12 protein-coding genes are annotated in these 13301 nt (G+C 37.9%); 4 read left to right on the forward strand and 8 right to left on the reverse strand.

Going from position 1 to position 13301, the window contains the following annotated elements; translation table 11 throughout:
• Positions 1-282: 282 nt before the first annotated feature.
• Entirely contained in the window at positions 283-435 is a 153-nt protein-coding gene (locus CD33_RS20095; RefSeq protein ID WP_156967292.1) for a hypothetical protein, read from the reverse strand.
• Positions 436-856: 421 nt separating this feature from the next.
• Between CD33_RS20095 and CD33_RS01290 the strand changes: the two genes are divergently transcribed.
• Positions 857-2350: a catalase gene (locus CD33_RS01290; protein ID WP_036197415.1), complete on the forward strand. Its 1494-nt coding sequence runs from the start codon at positions 857-859 to the stop codon at positions 2348-2350.
• Positions 2351-2548: 198 nt separating this feature from the next.
• Here CD33_RS01290 and CD33_RS01295 read toward each other — a convergent pair whose 3' ends face one another.
• Positions 2549-3478 carry an AEC family transporter gene (locus tag CD33_RS01295; protein ID WP_036197417.1) on the reverse strand — a complete coding sequence of 310 codons (930 nt, stop codon included), beginning with the start codon at positions 3476-3478 and terminating at the stop codon, positions 2549-2551.
• A gap of 291 nt (positions 3479-3769) precedes the next feature.
• Here CD33_RS01295 and CD33_RS20100 point away from each other — a divergent pair, with 291 nt between their 5' ends.
• Both CD33_RS20100 and CD33_RS01300 read left to right on the forward strand, forming a co-directional pair.
• Complete coding sequence (locus tag CD33_RS20100) at positions 3770-3958, forward strand: hypothetical protein (protein WP_140422985.1); 189 nt, start codon at positions 3770-3772, stop codon at positions 3956-3958.
• Positions 3959-4105: 147 nt separating this feature from the next.
• Positions 4106-5566, forward strand: coding sequence for a hypothetical protein (locus CD33_RS01300; RefSeq protein WP_036197419.1), 1461 nt, complete (start codon positions 4106-4108; stop codon positions 5564-5566).
• Here the strand turns inward: CD33_RS01300 and CD33_RS01305 are convergent.
• The 6 genes from CD33_RS01305 to CD33_RS01330 all read right to left on the reverse strand — a co-directional run bounded on the left by CD33_RS01305 (position 5531) and on the right by CD33_RS01330 (position 11879).
• The gene (locus CD33_RS01305; protein WP_052129881.1) at positions 5531-6145 is read right to left on the reverse strand and encodes a hypothetical protein; all 615 of its coding nucleotides are present in this window, start codon (positions 6143-6145) and stop codon (positions 5531-5533) included. The genes CD33_RS01300 and CD33_RS01305 overlap by 36 nt on opposite strands.
• 172 nt (positions 6146-6317) lie before the next feature.
• Positions 6318-7499, reverse strand: coding sequence for a CaiB/BaiF CoA transferase family protein (locus tag CD33_RS01310; RefSeq protein ID WP_036197420.1), 1182 nt, complete (start codon positions 7497-7499; stop codon positions 6318-6320).
• Between the two features lie 283 nt (positions 7500-7782).
• Positions 7783-8502: a nucleotidyltransferase domain-containing protein gene (locus tag CD33_RS01315; RefSeq protein ID WP_036197421.1), complete on the reverse strand. Its 720-nt coding sequence runs from the start codon at positions 8500-8502 to the stop codon at positions 7783-7785.
• A 361-nt stretch (positions 8503-8863) separates the two neighbouring features.
• Complete coding sequence (locus tag CD33_RS01320) at positions 8864-9163, reverse strand: DUF6509 family protein (protein ID WP_036197422.1); 300 nt, start codon at positions 9161-9163, stop codon at positions 8864-8866.
• A gap of 78 nt (positions 9164-9241) precedes the next feature.
• Positions 9242-10891, reverse strand: coding sequence for a methyl-accepting chemotaxis protein (locus tag CD33_RS01325; protein WP_036197423.1), 1650 nt, complete (start codon positions 10889-10891; stop codon positions 9242-9244).
• A gap of 10 nt (positions 10892-10901) precedes the next feature.
• Positions 10902-11879: a BMP family lipoprotein gene (locus tag CD33_RS01330; RefSeq protein ID WP_036197426.1), complete on the reverse strand. Its 978-nt coding sequence runs from the start codon at positions 11877-11879 to the stop codon at positions 10902-10904.
• A gap of 223 nt (positions 11880-12102) precedes the next feature.
• Between CD33_RS01330 and CD33_RS01335 the strand changes: the two genes are divergently transcribed.
• Positions 12103-13290 carry a serine-tRNA(Ala) deacylase AlaX gene (locus tag CD33_RS01335; protein ID WP_036197428.1) on the forward strand — a complete coding sequence of 396 codons (1188 nt, stop codon included), beginning with the start codon at positions 12103-12105 and terminating at the stop codon, positions 13288-13290.
• Positions 13291-13301: the final 11 nt, after the last annotated feature.

Genomic DNA, 13301 nt, shown 5'->3' on the forward strand with positions numbered 1-13301 from the left:
AGTTTGTCACATTAAGATGCAGTTTGAGACATTTTTGGCTTGGTGAAATTACGATTTGTCTCATTGTGTATGTGTTTAGGACACTTTTAGCTTAAGTTGATTTTGGTTTGTCCCATTAGGGAGGATTTCGCGACACTTCGGGTTTGATCGTGCTTCGGTTTGTCACAATAAGATGCAGTTTGAGACATTTTGGCTTGGTGAAGCTACGATTTGTCTCATTGTTTATGTGTTCGGGACACTTTTAACTCAAGATGATTTTGGTTTGTCACATTAGGGAGGATTTCATGTCACTTCGATTTTAATCGCGCTTTGGTTTGGCATATTATGATAACCTTCCCCTCTATAAATAACCTCGCGAAGTGCTTCATTCACCCTATGATGACCTTCTCCCCAATTCGCATTTCTAATAACTTCAATCCGAAGCTTGGAATCCATTCCTTTCACCCAAAATCACAATAATTCTTAAAAGGTTGTATTACTTTTCAAAATTAATCTTTATCTTATATAATAATAGATATAAAGTATACTTGAAAAAACAATCCCACATCATTTTCAATTAGCTCACCCTATTTTCAATAAGTCGTATTCCTCATACATAACAAAAACTCTAAGTGATCTTATAAACCTGTTTAATGGCAAATATATTAAACCCCTCAACTTAACCTACACTGTTGTTTTCCTCGCCATCCCTTAATCAAGAATAACCGATCTCCATCGCAGTAAAAGTCAAATATTAAAAATAGTACATTAAATATAAACATTTCTTAAAAAGAATTATTATAATTTAGTAGAAATTATGATTTAGTTTTGTTATACTCGTTTTTGAAGAGTTTTAATTTAATTAGGAGGTACAAACATGACAAACAATAACCAACGTTTGACTACTGCTACTGGTACTCCAGTTGTAAGTAATGATGATGTATTAACAGCTGGTCGTCGTGGCCCAATTTTATTACAAGATGTTTTCTTAATTGAGAAATTAGCAAACTTTAACCGTGAAGTTATTCCGGAGCGCCGTATGCACGCTAAAGGTTCTGGTGCATTTGGTACATTCACAGTAACTCATGATATTACTAAATATACGAAAGCAAAAATCTTCTCTGAAGTTGGCAAGCAAACAGAAATGTTCGCTCGTTTCTCTACTGTTGCTGGTGAACGTGGAGCTGCTGACGCAGAGCGTGATATTCGTGGATTTGCACTTAAATTCTACACAGAAGAAGGTAACTGGGATTTAGTTGGTAACAACACACCTGTTTTCTTCTTCCGCGATCCATTACACTTCCCAGATCTAAACCACGTTGTTAAACGTGACCCAAAAACTAACATGCACAACGCTAATAGTAACTGGGATTTCTGGACAAGCCTACCAGAAGCATTACACCAAGTAACAATCGTAATGTCTGACCGTGGTATTCCAGATGGCTACCGTCACATGCACGGATTCGGTTCTCACACTTACTCAATGATTAACGCTGACAATGAGCGCGTGTATGTGAAGTTCCACTTCCGTACTGAACAAGGCATTAAAAACTTATCTGGCGAAGAAGCAGCAAAAGTAATCGGTCAGGACCGTGAATCTTCACAACGTGACCTATTCGATTCTATCGAAAAAGGCGACTTCCCTAAATGGAAAATGTACATCCAAGTGATGACTGAAGAACAAGCTCGCAATTCTAAAGATAACCCATTCGATTTAACTAAAGTTTGGTACAAATCTGAATACCCACTAATTCCAGTTGGTGAATTCGAGTTAAACAAAAACGCTGAAAACTACTTCGCTGATGTTGAGCAAGCAGCATTCGCTCCATCTAACGTTGTACCAGGTATTGGTTTCTCTCCTGACCGTATGTTACAAGCGCGTCTATTTGCTTATCAAGATGCAACTCGTTACCGCTTAGGTGTAAATCATCACCAAATCCCGGTTAACCAACCACGTTGTCCATTCATGGTTTACCATCGCGATGGTCAAGGTCGTGTTGATGGAAACAATGGTAGTGCGATTTCTTACTATCCAAACAGCTACGGTGCACTGCAAGCTCAACCACAATATAAAGAGCCTGCATTAGCATTAGATGGTGGTGCTGACATCTACGACTTCCGCGAAGATGACAACAACTACTTCGAGCAACCGGGTAAATTATTCAACTTAATGTCTGCAGAGCAAAAAGAAGTTTTATTCCAAAACACTGCAGAAAACTTACAAGGTGTAGAAGAATTCATTCAACGCCGCCACATCTTACATTGCTACTTAGCTGATCCAGCTTATGGTGAAGGTGTTGCAAAAGCTCTTGGCTTAACTTTAGATGGCATGGACCTTTCAAACCCTTACTTAACTAAAGTAGGTCAATAATTGCAAAACGAGATAAGGTGTAATACAGGCTTATCTATTATTCATTGATATCCAATCCAAACTAAAAGCTTCGCAATCTATTATTTATATGATTGCGAAGCTTTTTCAAGATTTTATAACTGTGATCAAACTACTCCGGATGCAGCCTTGGACACTAAATTGCCAAGCTGGCACCCACTATTCATTCCCCCATACTATTTAACCAAACAAGATCGTTGATAAATAGATGACAAACGTTACCGTTAAGCAGCTAACGATGGTAGAAAACAAAACGGTTTGCGCGGCAGTATTTGACTCGATATCGTACTCGAGCGCAAGGCTTGAGCTGTTTCTGGAAGTTGGGAATGAACTCGCGATTAACAGCGACTGCGCCACCACCCCATCAATTCCCAAACAATAAATGACAACCAAAGCCATGGCCGGCCCAATAATCAGTCTCGTGAAACAACTGATCAAGATCGTTTTATTTATCATAGTCCTTAGTTCAATTTGAGCAAGCTGCGCGCCAAGTGTAATCAGTGCCATGGCAACAAACCCGTCGGAAATATGATCAAGAGGAATTCGGAACGATTGCGGTATTTCAACATTAAAGATATTCAGCAATACTCCTAAAATTAGGGCATGAACAATCGGCATTTTCAAAAAGTCTTTAAAGATTTCCTTCCCCGATTTGGTCGCTGAGATTAGATTGTACAAACCATATGTATAGGTCGTCATATTTTGGAAAATTACGAGGATTACCTGAATTGCAACCCCTATAGGTTGGGCAGCAAAAACCAATTGGGCTACCGGGATTCCGTAATTTCCTGAATTAATCAGGACAACACTATTTTTAAAGACAGCTGATTCCCTTCTGTCAAGACCAAGAAATTTGGCAATATAATGGCTCAAAATCATTTGACTCCCGATAAAAATGATTATAAATAATGCCACTTGCCCAAGTACGGTCAATTGGATAGAGGTTTCGTAAATATTTAGAAAAACCGCTATAGGCATAAAACAATACGTGAGCAACTGAGACATTGCTTTTAGATTAAATTGGAACTTCTTCTGTAATCCCACACCAATCACCAACAACACCAAAATCGGTGCGACGATTTGGAAGAATATCATAGATAAGTAGGTCATCGTCCATTCATCCTTTCCATGAGCACGGCTTAATTATTTTTATTTTACCTCTTTCTCAGTTGATAAGATATATGAGAATAACACCTAGCAAATGTACCGCTTATTCAAGAACGTCTCGGAAGATCCAAACTCTCTACTCAGAAAAGTGAATATTGCGTACTATAATCGATAAGCTACCGTGCAATTATAGCAGATTATGATTTTTGGAATTGCCAGGAGGGAACGAATGGATTGCCAGCACTTCCCTAACTCTGTTACCATCAAAGTAAATCCAACTAAACGAGGTTATTTATGAAAACACGTAGTAATAAAAAGCACTTCTACATATGTCTTTTTATCTCTGTCCTATTTACAATCAGTTTAATAAGGAGTTATTCCAATACCGGTGAATTGCCGATTGGAAGCGTTATATTTACAGTTGTTGTTTATATTGCAACAATTCTATCGGCATTGACGTTAAAGAGTGCTCCTAAAAAATAAAAGCGTCTATAAAGGGGAGACTTCCCCCTTTACAAGACGTTTTTTATAATAGTAATTTGATGAAATTTGTAAATTTCAGTTTTTTGCACAATGAAGCCTAATTTTTTGGTATATTTTGATTATCATTCTTTTGGAAGGAAGATTACAATGCTAAAAGTTGATGAATCGCTACTGAACACTTCTAAAGGGATGGTTGGAGAAGCTCTTGAAAGTGCAATATTGAGCTTGACTCCAAGTGGGGGATTCCATCATGACATTTTTGGCGCGCTACTTCCGATTGAAACTATACTGGTGAGTAAAACGAGAGCCCAAAACCTTCTCTTCTCAGTTGCTAAAAAATACTGGGGAAACATAGATTTATTTTTACATTCAACCTTGCATGAGACGGCAATAGATCTTGAAAGTGCCAATGATCGTTTAGCAGCATTTTTCTCTACTCAAGCAGGTAAGAAAGCTGTTTGGGATTATATCACCATCCACAACCGGTTGGAGTTTGATAATTTGATCGCGCTTGTTTTCGGGAAGGAAATAAAGTTATCTAAATCAAGATCTGTCGGAGGATTAAGAAAGCTTTATCTTTATCAAGTCGGCAATAAATATTTCTTGCATACAGTCCTTAATGATACTTACAAGTTTTGGGATATCCTGTTTATAAAAAAAATATATTCTTTATTTATGCAAACCCCGCTGGATAATATCCATAATGCCAATGAATTAATAAAGCACTTTAAATCATTACTAGAAATCCATTTAACGCTAAATCAATCAGTCATCATCACCAATCATTTAATAGCCTTTATAGATCAGGAAAATATTCGTTCATATCATTTAAAAGAGCTTCATCTATATAATTTAATCTCGCATTTTAATGGCGGAAAACGACACTTTCGGAAAGTAGATTCGCTGATCGAAGAAATAGTTGCTTCTTGGGGGAAAGGAAAATGGGCTCTATCTGAGAAGGAATATACGCTTTTGTCCTATATTCGAGCTATCACTGCTTCAGAGCATAACGATGCGTCCAGCGTTATTGAATATGGCAGTTACTTAATTACGAATGACCGATTAATCAATCATGCCATCGAACTATTCTTAGAATATAGTGATGTCCTGCCCCATTTAAAGCCTGAACCGGACACACTCGTAAAACGTTATGATAAAAACTACTTAGAACAAATCTTTTATGTCCTCATTGACGCACTTGTCCAGAATAGCAAATATCATGAGGTTGTTGAACTGCTGAAACAACATGAAATTGCTTCATGCGCCAGTCTTTATGCATATTTTAACCGTGAGCACTCAGACCAAAATGCAATCTTCAAAATCGAAGCTACTGTACAACGTGATATTGCTTATATTGTCGATAATTCGCCCCAACATGTTGTACAGTCCATCGAAATTTGGTTACAAAACTATCCAGACGAGCAAAGCCGCTATTTTGAAATTGCCCTTATGACATCAAAACATCTATGCAACATCCTAAAATCACTTTTTGTTACGCAGCACTATGAGCTATTTGAGAAATTAATAGAAGTATACAAAAAATATTTAGTAATAGATGCACACTTTAGTGATTTAAGAGACTTTGTTTCTGCCCATGTAAATAGCTGATAGGGCGAATGCATGGATAGAAGCAAGTCTTTTTTTCTTTTGCTTTTCTTCACTGCAATAACCGATGAAATTTTCCACTTTTCCTTTATAGACAAATGTTAAATATGGTAAATGTACAAAATCGTACGGTTTCATGAAGTATGGGCATTTTCCATAAAGCGGGAGATCTGCTTCTTCGAATAAAGTTGCTATAAATTGAGAGCAGAAAAAAGCTCTCTCCCTTTTTATTTTCACACGGCAAGCAACACCAAATAACCCTATGAAATTATATTTATATTCATTTTTATTTTGTTTATAGTAAGCTATTCTATTTTTTAGAATAGCATATTGGTGTTCTGTTACAGGACAAGCAAAAATTACGCAGTTGGATTCTCTTAGCAGGGTTGATGATGGATTTTCATGAACAAAACCGCCGATCCAAGGATTATTAATATTTTTCCTCCCGAAACTATACATCTCTTTTAACTCCGCATCGAAGGAGATTGAGACATGATTGAAATCATGCTGCGTATAGATCTGGATAGCCTTTGATAATACCGTTTTTGTTTTCGTTAGCACAATATAAATCGTTTTGTTCATTTCATCACCCCGCAAACTCAATCTACTCTCTATAATAACAAGAAATTGTTAAGAATAAATTAATAAAAATATGAAGATTTCCTTAATTTTGGAACCTCACTAACAAATACGTTTCAAAATAAAAAAAGTTTCAAAAGGAGGCGCCTTATTCAGACACCCCCATATAATTCATTTATTCCAACACTCCACTTTCATTTAACCACTTGATTTGTTCCTCTGAGTAGCCGATCGATATCAAAATTTCTTGTGTATGTTCACCGAGCTTAGCCCCTGCAAAGCTATAGATAGGCTCCATTTGATCAAATTTTATGGCAGCCCCAATTTGCTTTTGCAGACGACCATCCGCCAAAGGAACGTCAACAACCATATTACGCGCTTGAATTTGTGGATGGTTGATAGCCTCCTCGAATGTTAAAACCGGTTCGACACAGCCATTAAAATCTTCGATAATTTCGAGCCATTCATCAAAATTTTTCGTTAGGAACGCATCTTTTATCGCTTCTTTATAACGTTTTTGAGTATAGGATGAATCATTGAATGTACTTTGAATCAACTCCGGTATATCTAGCGCCTCACATAAAAGCTTTCTAAATTGCGGCTCCAAGCTGCCGACAGAGAAATAACGGCCATCCTTTGTTTGATAGTAGTCGTAAAAGGTACCCCCGTTTAATATCTCTTCTTCAGGCCTCGGCAATTGCCCACTTGATAAGAACGAAGTCCCATATAAAGCATTGAAGGTAAATGCCGCATCGGTCATGGAGACATCAATTAATCTTCCTTCACCTGTTTGTTCACGATGTAAAGCTGCAGCGAGCACCCCTACTGCTGCATGTAATGATCCCCCAGCGATATCTGCAATTTGAATCCCCATAGCTACCGGCTTTTTTCCCTTTAACCGGGAATGATCAAGCACCCCTGCTATCGAGAGGTAATTATTATCATGACCTGGTCGGTACTGATAAGGTCCACTTTGTCCATAACCAGTGATTGAACAAAAAATAAGCCTAGGATTTACTTCTTTTAAAGTTGCATAATCCATCCCTAAACGCTTCATCACCCCGGGTCGAAATCCTTCAATGACAATATCATATTCATGAATTAAAGATTTTACGATTTCGACGGCTTCCGTTGTTTTCAAATTGAGTGTAAGCGATTTCTTGGAACGGTTTAAATGCTGATGAATGTAGGATTCCTTATCCTCATCATAAGGTGGCATAATGCGCATCATTTCCACTCTTCTTGAAGATTCAACATGAATTACATCCGCCCCATAATCAGCAAACATCATCGTTGTAAAAGCCCCTGGCAATAATGAAGAAAAGTCGAGAATTTTTAATCCCTTTAAAATCGTCATCTTCCCATCCCCCTTAGTACAAAATGAATTGTACAATGCATATAATGTTATAATACAGTTTAAAATTTAATTATCAGTATTATAACAGAATGTTCCGTATATTTGTATATGAAAGAAATATTCATGTATTATTATCTGAAAATTATATGGGGGGTACGGAATAATTATGAATAAGCCGCACCTTTCTATCCTGAGCTTTTCAGTGTGAAGTTTAAATTGTGCGTTTAATTTCCATCAAGTTAGTTTTATTATCCGACTTGAACTCCTTGCATTGGATTGCATGTTATTTCGAATCTAATCTAAACCCTTCAAACAAACGTCCTCCGTAGGGCTGTAAAATTTGATCTACTAAGTCGATAATTTTAGACTTATCATCTTTCTTATAAAAGGTATCTAATGCATCTACAAACTGACTTGCAAATAATTTATCTAAGTTGTTCAACTCTCGTATGATCCATTTCGAAGAGCCTATCCAACAACCATTACTCCTTAAAACAAATTCCTGAATCATATCCGTCAATGTATTGGCTATCATCAGTTCTTCAGCTCTAGTAGTAGAACCAATAAAATCGTCGAGTACGTCGGTGATAAAGTACCTTTTAATTTGAATTATTTCTGAATTCCATATTTCAGGACCCTCGCTCAAAATAATATTGGCTTCCCTTTTAATCTGCTGAATAACACCAAGATCTCTAATGATAATCCCCTCTGAGATCATTCTTGGTAAGGAAGGTCTTGCTCTTTTAGAATCCTCTTCGAAAAATTGTTTATATGAAGATAAATTATGAACAAAAACTTCAATTGCCCATTCAAATTCCATGATTGATTGTCTATAGGAGGCTAGAATATTGTCGTCGAATATTACAATATCAAGGTCGGAAGTATCCGTATCCTCCCCTCTTACAACACTTCCAGCGAGCAGTGCACCTTGGCAATTTGGAAAATTCTTATCTATAAATTGTTTGGCTGCATAGAGAGGTTTAAGTCTCTTTTTAGTGTCCATATGATCCCCCTAATTTCAACTTCATTATCATTGTACATTGGAAATATTATACATATAGACATTGATTTTTCCTAGACATACTTCAACAAACTTTCGAATTCCCCCATCCCGTTCTTCTCTTGGAAATTATTAAGTTTATTAATTATTATTAAGACTTTGTAAAACCACTCCCTTTTTAATAAATTTACAGTATGATTAATTCAGAGCTAGAAGCTATCATTCATGGCAATAGCTCCCTTTATACGTGAAATAGCCTAGCTCCCCGTGTTGGCAGCTAGGCTATTTATATTTTAATATGTTGTATAAATCCCACCCAATATTGAAAAAAGAGGTACAACTATAAGTTGCACCTCCTGTTAGGCTATTCACTATTCTCTTTTGTTAACTCTTCCTTGCAGAAGTTTAAGATCATTGCTTCTTCATCTTCTTCAAGTTCAAAATCTAAGTAAGAATTATCCCCTTTATCGATGATGAAATAATTTAGAAGGAAGATGTCGTCTTCCGCTTTTTGGCCGATTAAAACACGAATTTCTAAACCTGCCACTGTATACAGCTCGTCCTCTTCATCGACTTCAACGTCCAGTAAAAACTCAAACCGTTTTCCTTCAATAATATTTGTTGGATCTTTAATTTCTTCAAACGAGTATTGTGTAATCTCCATTCATCAAACTCCCTTACGTTTCTCTAACAAAGAACGATATACCTTATTGTAGATAGTTTTATAATACACATACCTTAATTAAATTGTAAATTTAGATAGACGTACTTGTAATTCTTCCGCAAGATTCGCCAGTGAGACTGCTGCTCCCGAGATTTCTTCCATTGAGGCTAATTGCTCCTCGGAAGTGGCCGCCACAGAAGTTGAGTTATCAGAAGTTGACTTAGAAACCTCCGACATTTCCTTCGCATGTGCCGATACTTTTGAAACCTCAACTTCGATTTTGTCTGAAATTGATGTGATATTCACAACTTGAGTTTGGACTTGTCCGACCGCCTCTTGGATTTCACCAAATGTAGTTTGTGTATCAAAGGCGATTTCCAATCCTTTTTGGACACGATCCTTTACGTCATTTATTGAAGTCACTGTTTTTTCTGTATCCACATCGATTTGTTTTGCAATTCCAGTTATATTCGCAACTAACTGTCTTGTTTGATCGGCAAGTTTTTTAACTTCATCCGCAACTACGGCAAATCCTTTTCCGGCTTCACCCGCTCTTGCTGCTTCAATGGATGCATTTAATGAGAGCAAGTTTGTTTGGTCGGCTACTTCCGTAATTTGAGATAGGACTTTAACAATTTCTTTTGTTTGATTGTTTAGGATGGATAATGCATGGTCGGTCTCATCAACTGATTCATTAATTTTCTCCATTTGCGAAACCGTTACCTCTACAAATTTTGATCCTTGTTCTGTCTTCTTGCCTGTCGAAACAGATAATTGTTGTGCCAAGCTTGCGATCGTTGAAATTTCATCCACATAGGATTTACTTTTATCGGCTGATTGAACCGACTCAACCGACATGAAAGATTGCTTCTCCGCCCCACTTGAAACCTGTTGAATCGAATCCGAAATCAATTCGGCACCCTTCATTGTTTCATCCGCACTTGCCATCAGTTCTTCCGAAGATGCTGCAACCTGGCTTGAACTATCCTGGACATGGGATAAAAATTCCCTTAGATTTGAAGACATCTTTTTGAAGGCACGCTGTAAGGTAGCCACCTCGTCTTTTGATTTTACATCTTCCAGTTCAATAGCCAAATTCCCGTCGGCAATCTCTTCCGCACTTCGCGTCACTTGCTCGATACGACCTACAATACGATTCGTTAATAAAAGTACCGTTATGATACTTCCTATTAGCAAGATGGCCATCAAGGCGATCGAAATATAAATAATTCTATCGATATTATTTTGTATTTCGATTTGCATCGTTTTGTATTGTTCATTAATATCCCGTTTCAGCTCAATGACATCATTGATTAGACCTTTGATTCTGAATGATTGTCTCTTAATTTCTGCTTGATTGTTCGCTTCAACTGCAGGCGTGGATTCGTCAAGGATTTGGTCGTATTTGCGCGCAATCTTATCACTATGCTGTTTTTGTTCTTTACTTACTAGTAACGGTGCCAACGCCTCATAATTTGCTTTCACTAATTGCAGGTCTTGTTCGATGTTATTTTTATTGCTCTCTGATATATTAAATGCATAACTATCCAATGACTTTTGCAAGCTTTGGGCAGAGCTATTCAACTCTTCTACCGTAATTAGTGAATCCACTATTTCCTCCGTTGAGGACTGCAGGGTAAATAATTGGCTAATATTAAAACCAATAATGCCCGTAGAAAGTAGTAAAGGAACAATGGATAGCAGCAATAATCTTTGTTTCAACTTCATCTTCATCACCCTATTCTAGTATTGTAACTTTTCCGTTAGAGATATCTTCGATGTACTGATCAAGCTTCTCCTGCTCTTCTGGTGACAAGTCAATCACTCGAATAGGGGCAGTGCCAACTCCATTTTCTTTTAAACCGAGATGTTTATTCTTTTCACTAATGGAACCATTTTCGACTAGTTCCTTTACTGTATCGTAGATGGCGACATCTACCTGTTTGACCATTGAAGATACCACTGAGCCTTCCGCTAAATAAAACTGGTCGCTGTCTACTCCGAAGGAATACGTTCCAGCTCTCTGTGATTCAAGGATAACCCCTACCCCGGTAAATCCGGCTGCAGGGTAAATATAGTCCGCTCCTGCTGCAATCATTTCTTTTGCTATACTTTCTCCCAACTTATCGTCTCCGAAAGTTCCGGAATACTTCGATAGAATTTTCGCCTCTGGGTTTCCTGCCTTTACTCCAGCTACAAAGCCATCCTCAAATTTGTGGATGAGTTCCACATCTTCCCCACCAACGAAGCCAACCACATTACTTTTTGTTTTCATGCCGGCTACCAATCCAAGCAAAAATGATCCTTCTTCTTCTTTAAAAGTAATATTATATACATTCGGCAATTCCGATTGGGAGTCGATTATTAAGAAGGAGACATCTGGATTTTTCTTTGCGACCGTTTCTAATGCCTCTTGAATCGAAAAGCCAAGACCGATCACTAAGTCGTTTCCTTGTTCCACTAATTCTTCTAATCCTTGTTCATAGCTTCCTGTATCTTGCAATTCACGATAATCAAAGGAGATACCTAGGTCATCCCGTGCTTGTTCTAGTCCTGAGAATCCCATATCCGAGAAAGACTGGTCACCTAACCCAGCGTCGGATAACATGATTCCAACATGAAGAGATTCCGATTCTGTACTCTCCTGCTCATTAGAACAAGCAGTAAGAACCAGTAAACAAATAGCGATGGTAAATAAAATGGCATATTTTCTCATTTAATAACTCCTACTAATATATATTTTATTGTGTGAATATTGTCTAAATTTCGCGAAAAACAAAATATAATTGATACTTTTTCGCTATGTTAAGTTTACAATAAGGCTTTTACTATGGAAATAGATAAATCTCTAATTAAAGATAACTTTCTTCTATCGAGTGACACAATTTGGCGGATATGCAACAATAAAAGTAAATAGTTAGCCTTAAAGGAGATTTTTGATGAGGGAATTATTATATTATCAAGATGTAATGATGCAACAATTTACGGCCCAAATTGTACGTACAAGCAAGGAAGAAACGAGATCATATGTTGTCCTTTCGAATACAGCATTTTATCCAACTGGTGGAGGACAACCGCATGATACAGGAATGATTAATGATTGTCGCGTAGTGGATGTAGAAAAAGTAGATGATGAGATTCGACATTATGTCGAGGGGAATGTTGATGCTCTTGAAGGTGAGGTAACGGGGCGCATCGATTGGGAACGCCGGTTTGACCATATGCAACAGCATTGTGGACAGCATATTTTAACCGCGGCTTTTGTTGAGTTATTTGATTTCCCGACGGTTAGCTTCCATCTTGGTACTGAGCTTGTCACAATCGATATTGCTGCTGGTCAAGTTTCCGATGAGCAACTGGCTCAGGCGGAGAAACGTGCAAACGAAATAATATTGGAAAACCGACCGATTGAAACTAAATGGCTATCAAGAGAGGAATTATCTAGTTACCCTTTACGCAAGGATGTTGCTGTAGAGGAGGATATCCGCCTTGTAATCATCCCCGAATACGATTATAACGGGTGCGGCGGAACCCATCCAACTTCAACCGGCCAAGTGAGTGCCATTAAGATTATGGGAACGGAAAAAATGAAAAGCAATACCCGCATCTCCTTTGTTTGTGGAAACCGTGTGTTACATCAACTGGCGATGCGAAAGGCTGTTTTGTCAGACATTGCCCGTCAATTGAGTGTTCCTGAACATTCAGCAGCTGAAGCATTACGTAAGATGTTCATTGATACAAAAGATACAGAAAAAGCTTTGGAAGATGCCCAAAACAAATTGCTTGAGTATGAAGCAAGGGAGCTTGTTGAAAAGAGTGAAAACGGAATTGTAGGTGCTACATTTGAAAATCGTACCGTACAAGCTCTGCAAAAGCTCGGCCGTATCGTCGTTTCCCAGATGGAAGATGGAGTTTGCCTTCTTGTGGCAAATAACGAAGATAAACTTCAATTTATCGCAGCGCGTGGGAGTCGGGTGGAGAAAAGCATGAAATTGATCTCGGGCGCCATTCTTCCACTAATCAATGGAAAAGGGGGCGGAAGCGATGCTTTCGTTCAAGGCGGCGGTGAAAAATGTGTTTCTGCTGTTGAATTGCTTGGTGAAATGGAGAAGTTGGCTGCAAAATAGTGTAAATTCCT

It is taken from the genome of Ureibacillus sinduriensis BLB-1 = JCM 15800 (genome assembly GCF_000772955.1).
In the GTDB taxonomy this organism is placed as follows: domain Bacteria; phylum Bacillota; class Bacilli; order Bacillales_A; family Planococcaceae; genus Ureibacillus; species Ureibacillus sinduriensis.

What these genes read in the sequence shown, in the direction of transcription:
- CD33_RS20095 (WP_156967292.1), bottom strand. Translation starts at nt 435, where the DNA reads ATGGATTCCAAGCTTCGGATTGAAGTTATTAGAAATGCGAATTGGGGA.
- CD33_RS01290 (WP_036197415.1), top strand. Translation starts at nt 857, where the DNA reads ATGACAAACAATAACCAACGTTTGACTACTGCTACTGGTACTCCAGTT.
- CD33_RS01295 (WP_036197417.1), bottom strand. Translation starts at nt 3,478, where the DNA reads ATGACCTACTTATCTATGATATTCTTCCAAATCGTCGCACCGATTTTG.
- CD33_RS20100 (WP_140422985.1), top strand. Translation starts at nt 3,770, where the DNA reads ATGAAAACACGTAGTAATAAAAAGCACTTCTACATATGTCTTTTTATC.
- CD33_RS01300 (WP_036197419.1), top strand. Translation starts at nt 4,106, where the DNA reads ATGCTAAAAGTTGATGAATCGCTACTGAACACTTCTAAAGGGATGGTT.
- CD33_RS01305 (WP_052129881.1), bottom strand. Translation starts at nt 6,145, where the DNA reads ATGAACAAAACGATTTATATTGTGCTAACGAAAACAAAAACGGTATTA.
- CD33_RS01310 (WP_036197420.1), bottom strand. Translation starts at nt 7,499, where the DNA reads ATGACGATTTTAAAGGGATTAAAAATTCTCGACTTTTCTTCATTATTG.
- CD33_RS01315 (WP_036197421.1), bottom strand. Translation starts at nt 8,502, where the DNA reads ATGGACACTAAAAAGAGACTTAAACCTCTCTATGCAGCCAAACAATTT.
- CD33_RS01320 (WP_036197422.1), bottom strand. Translation starts at nt 9,163, where the DNA reads ATGGAGATTACACAATACTCGTTTGAAGAAATTAAAGATCCAACAAAT.
- CD33_RS01325 (WP_036197423.1), bottom strand. Translation starts at nt 10,891, where the DNA reads ATGAAGTTGAAACAAAGATTATTGCTGCTATCCATTGTTCCTTTACTA.
- CD33_RS01330 (WP_036197426.1), bottom strand. Translation starts at nt 11,879, where the DNA reads ATGAGAAAATATGCCATTTTATTTACCATCGCTATTTGTTTACTGGTT.
- CD33_RS01335 (WP_036197428.1), top strand. Translation starts at nt 12,103, where the DNA reads ATGAGGGAATTATTATATTATCAAGATGTAATGATGCAACAATTTACG.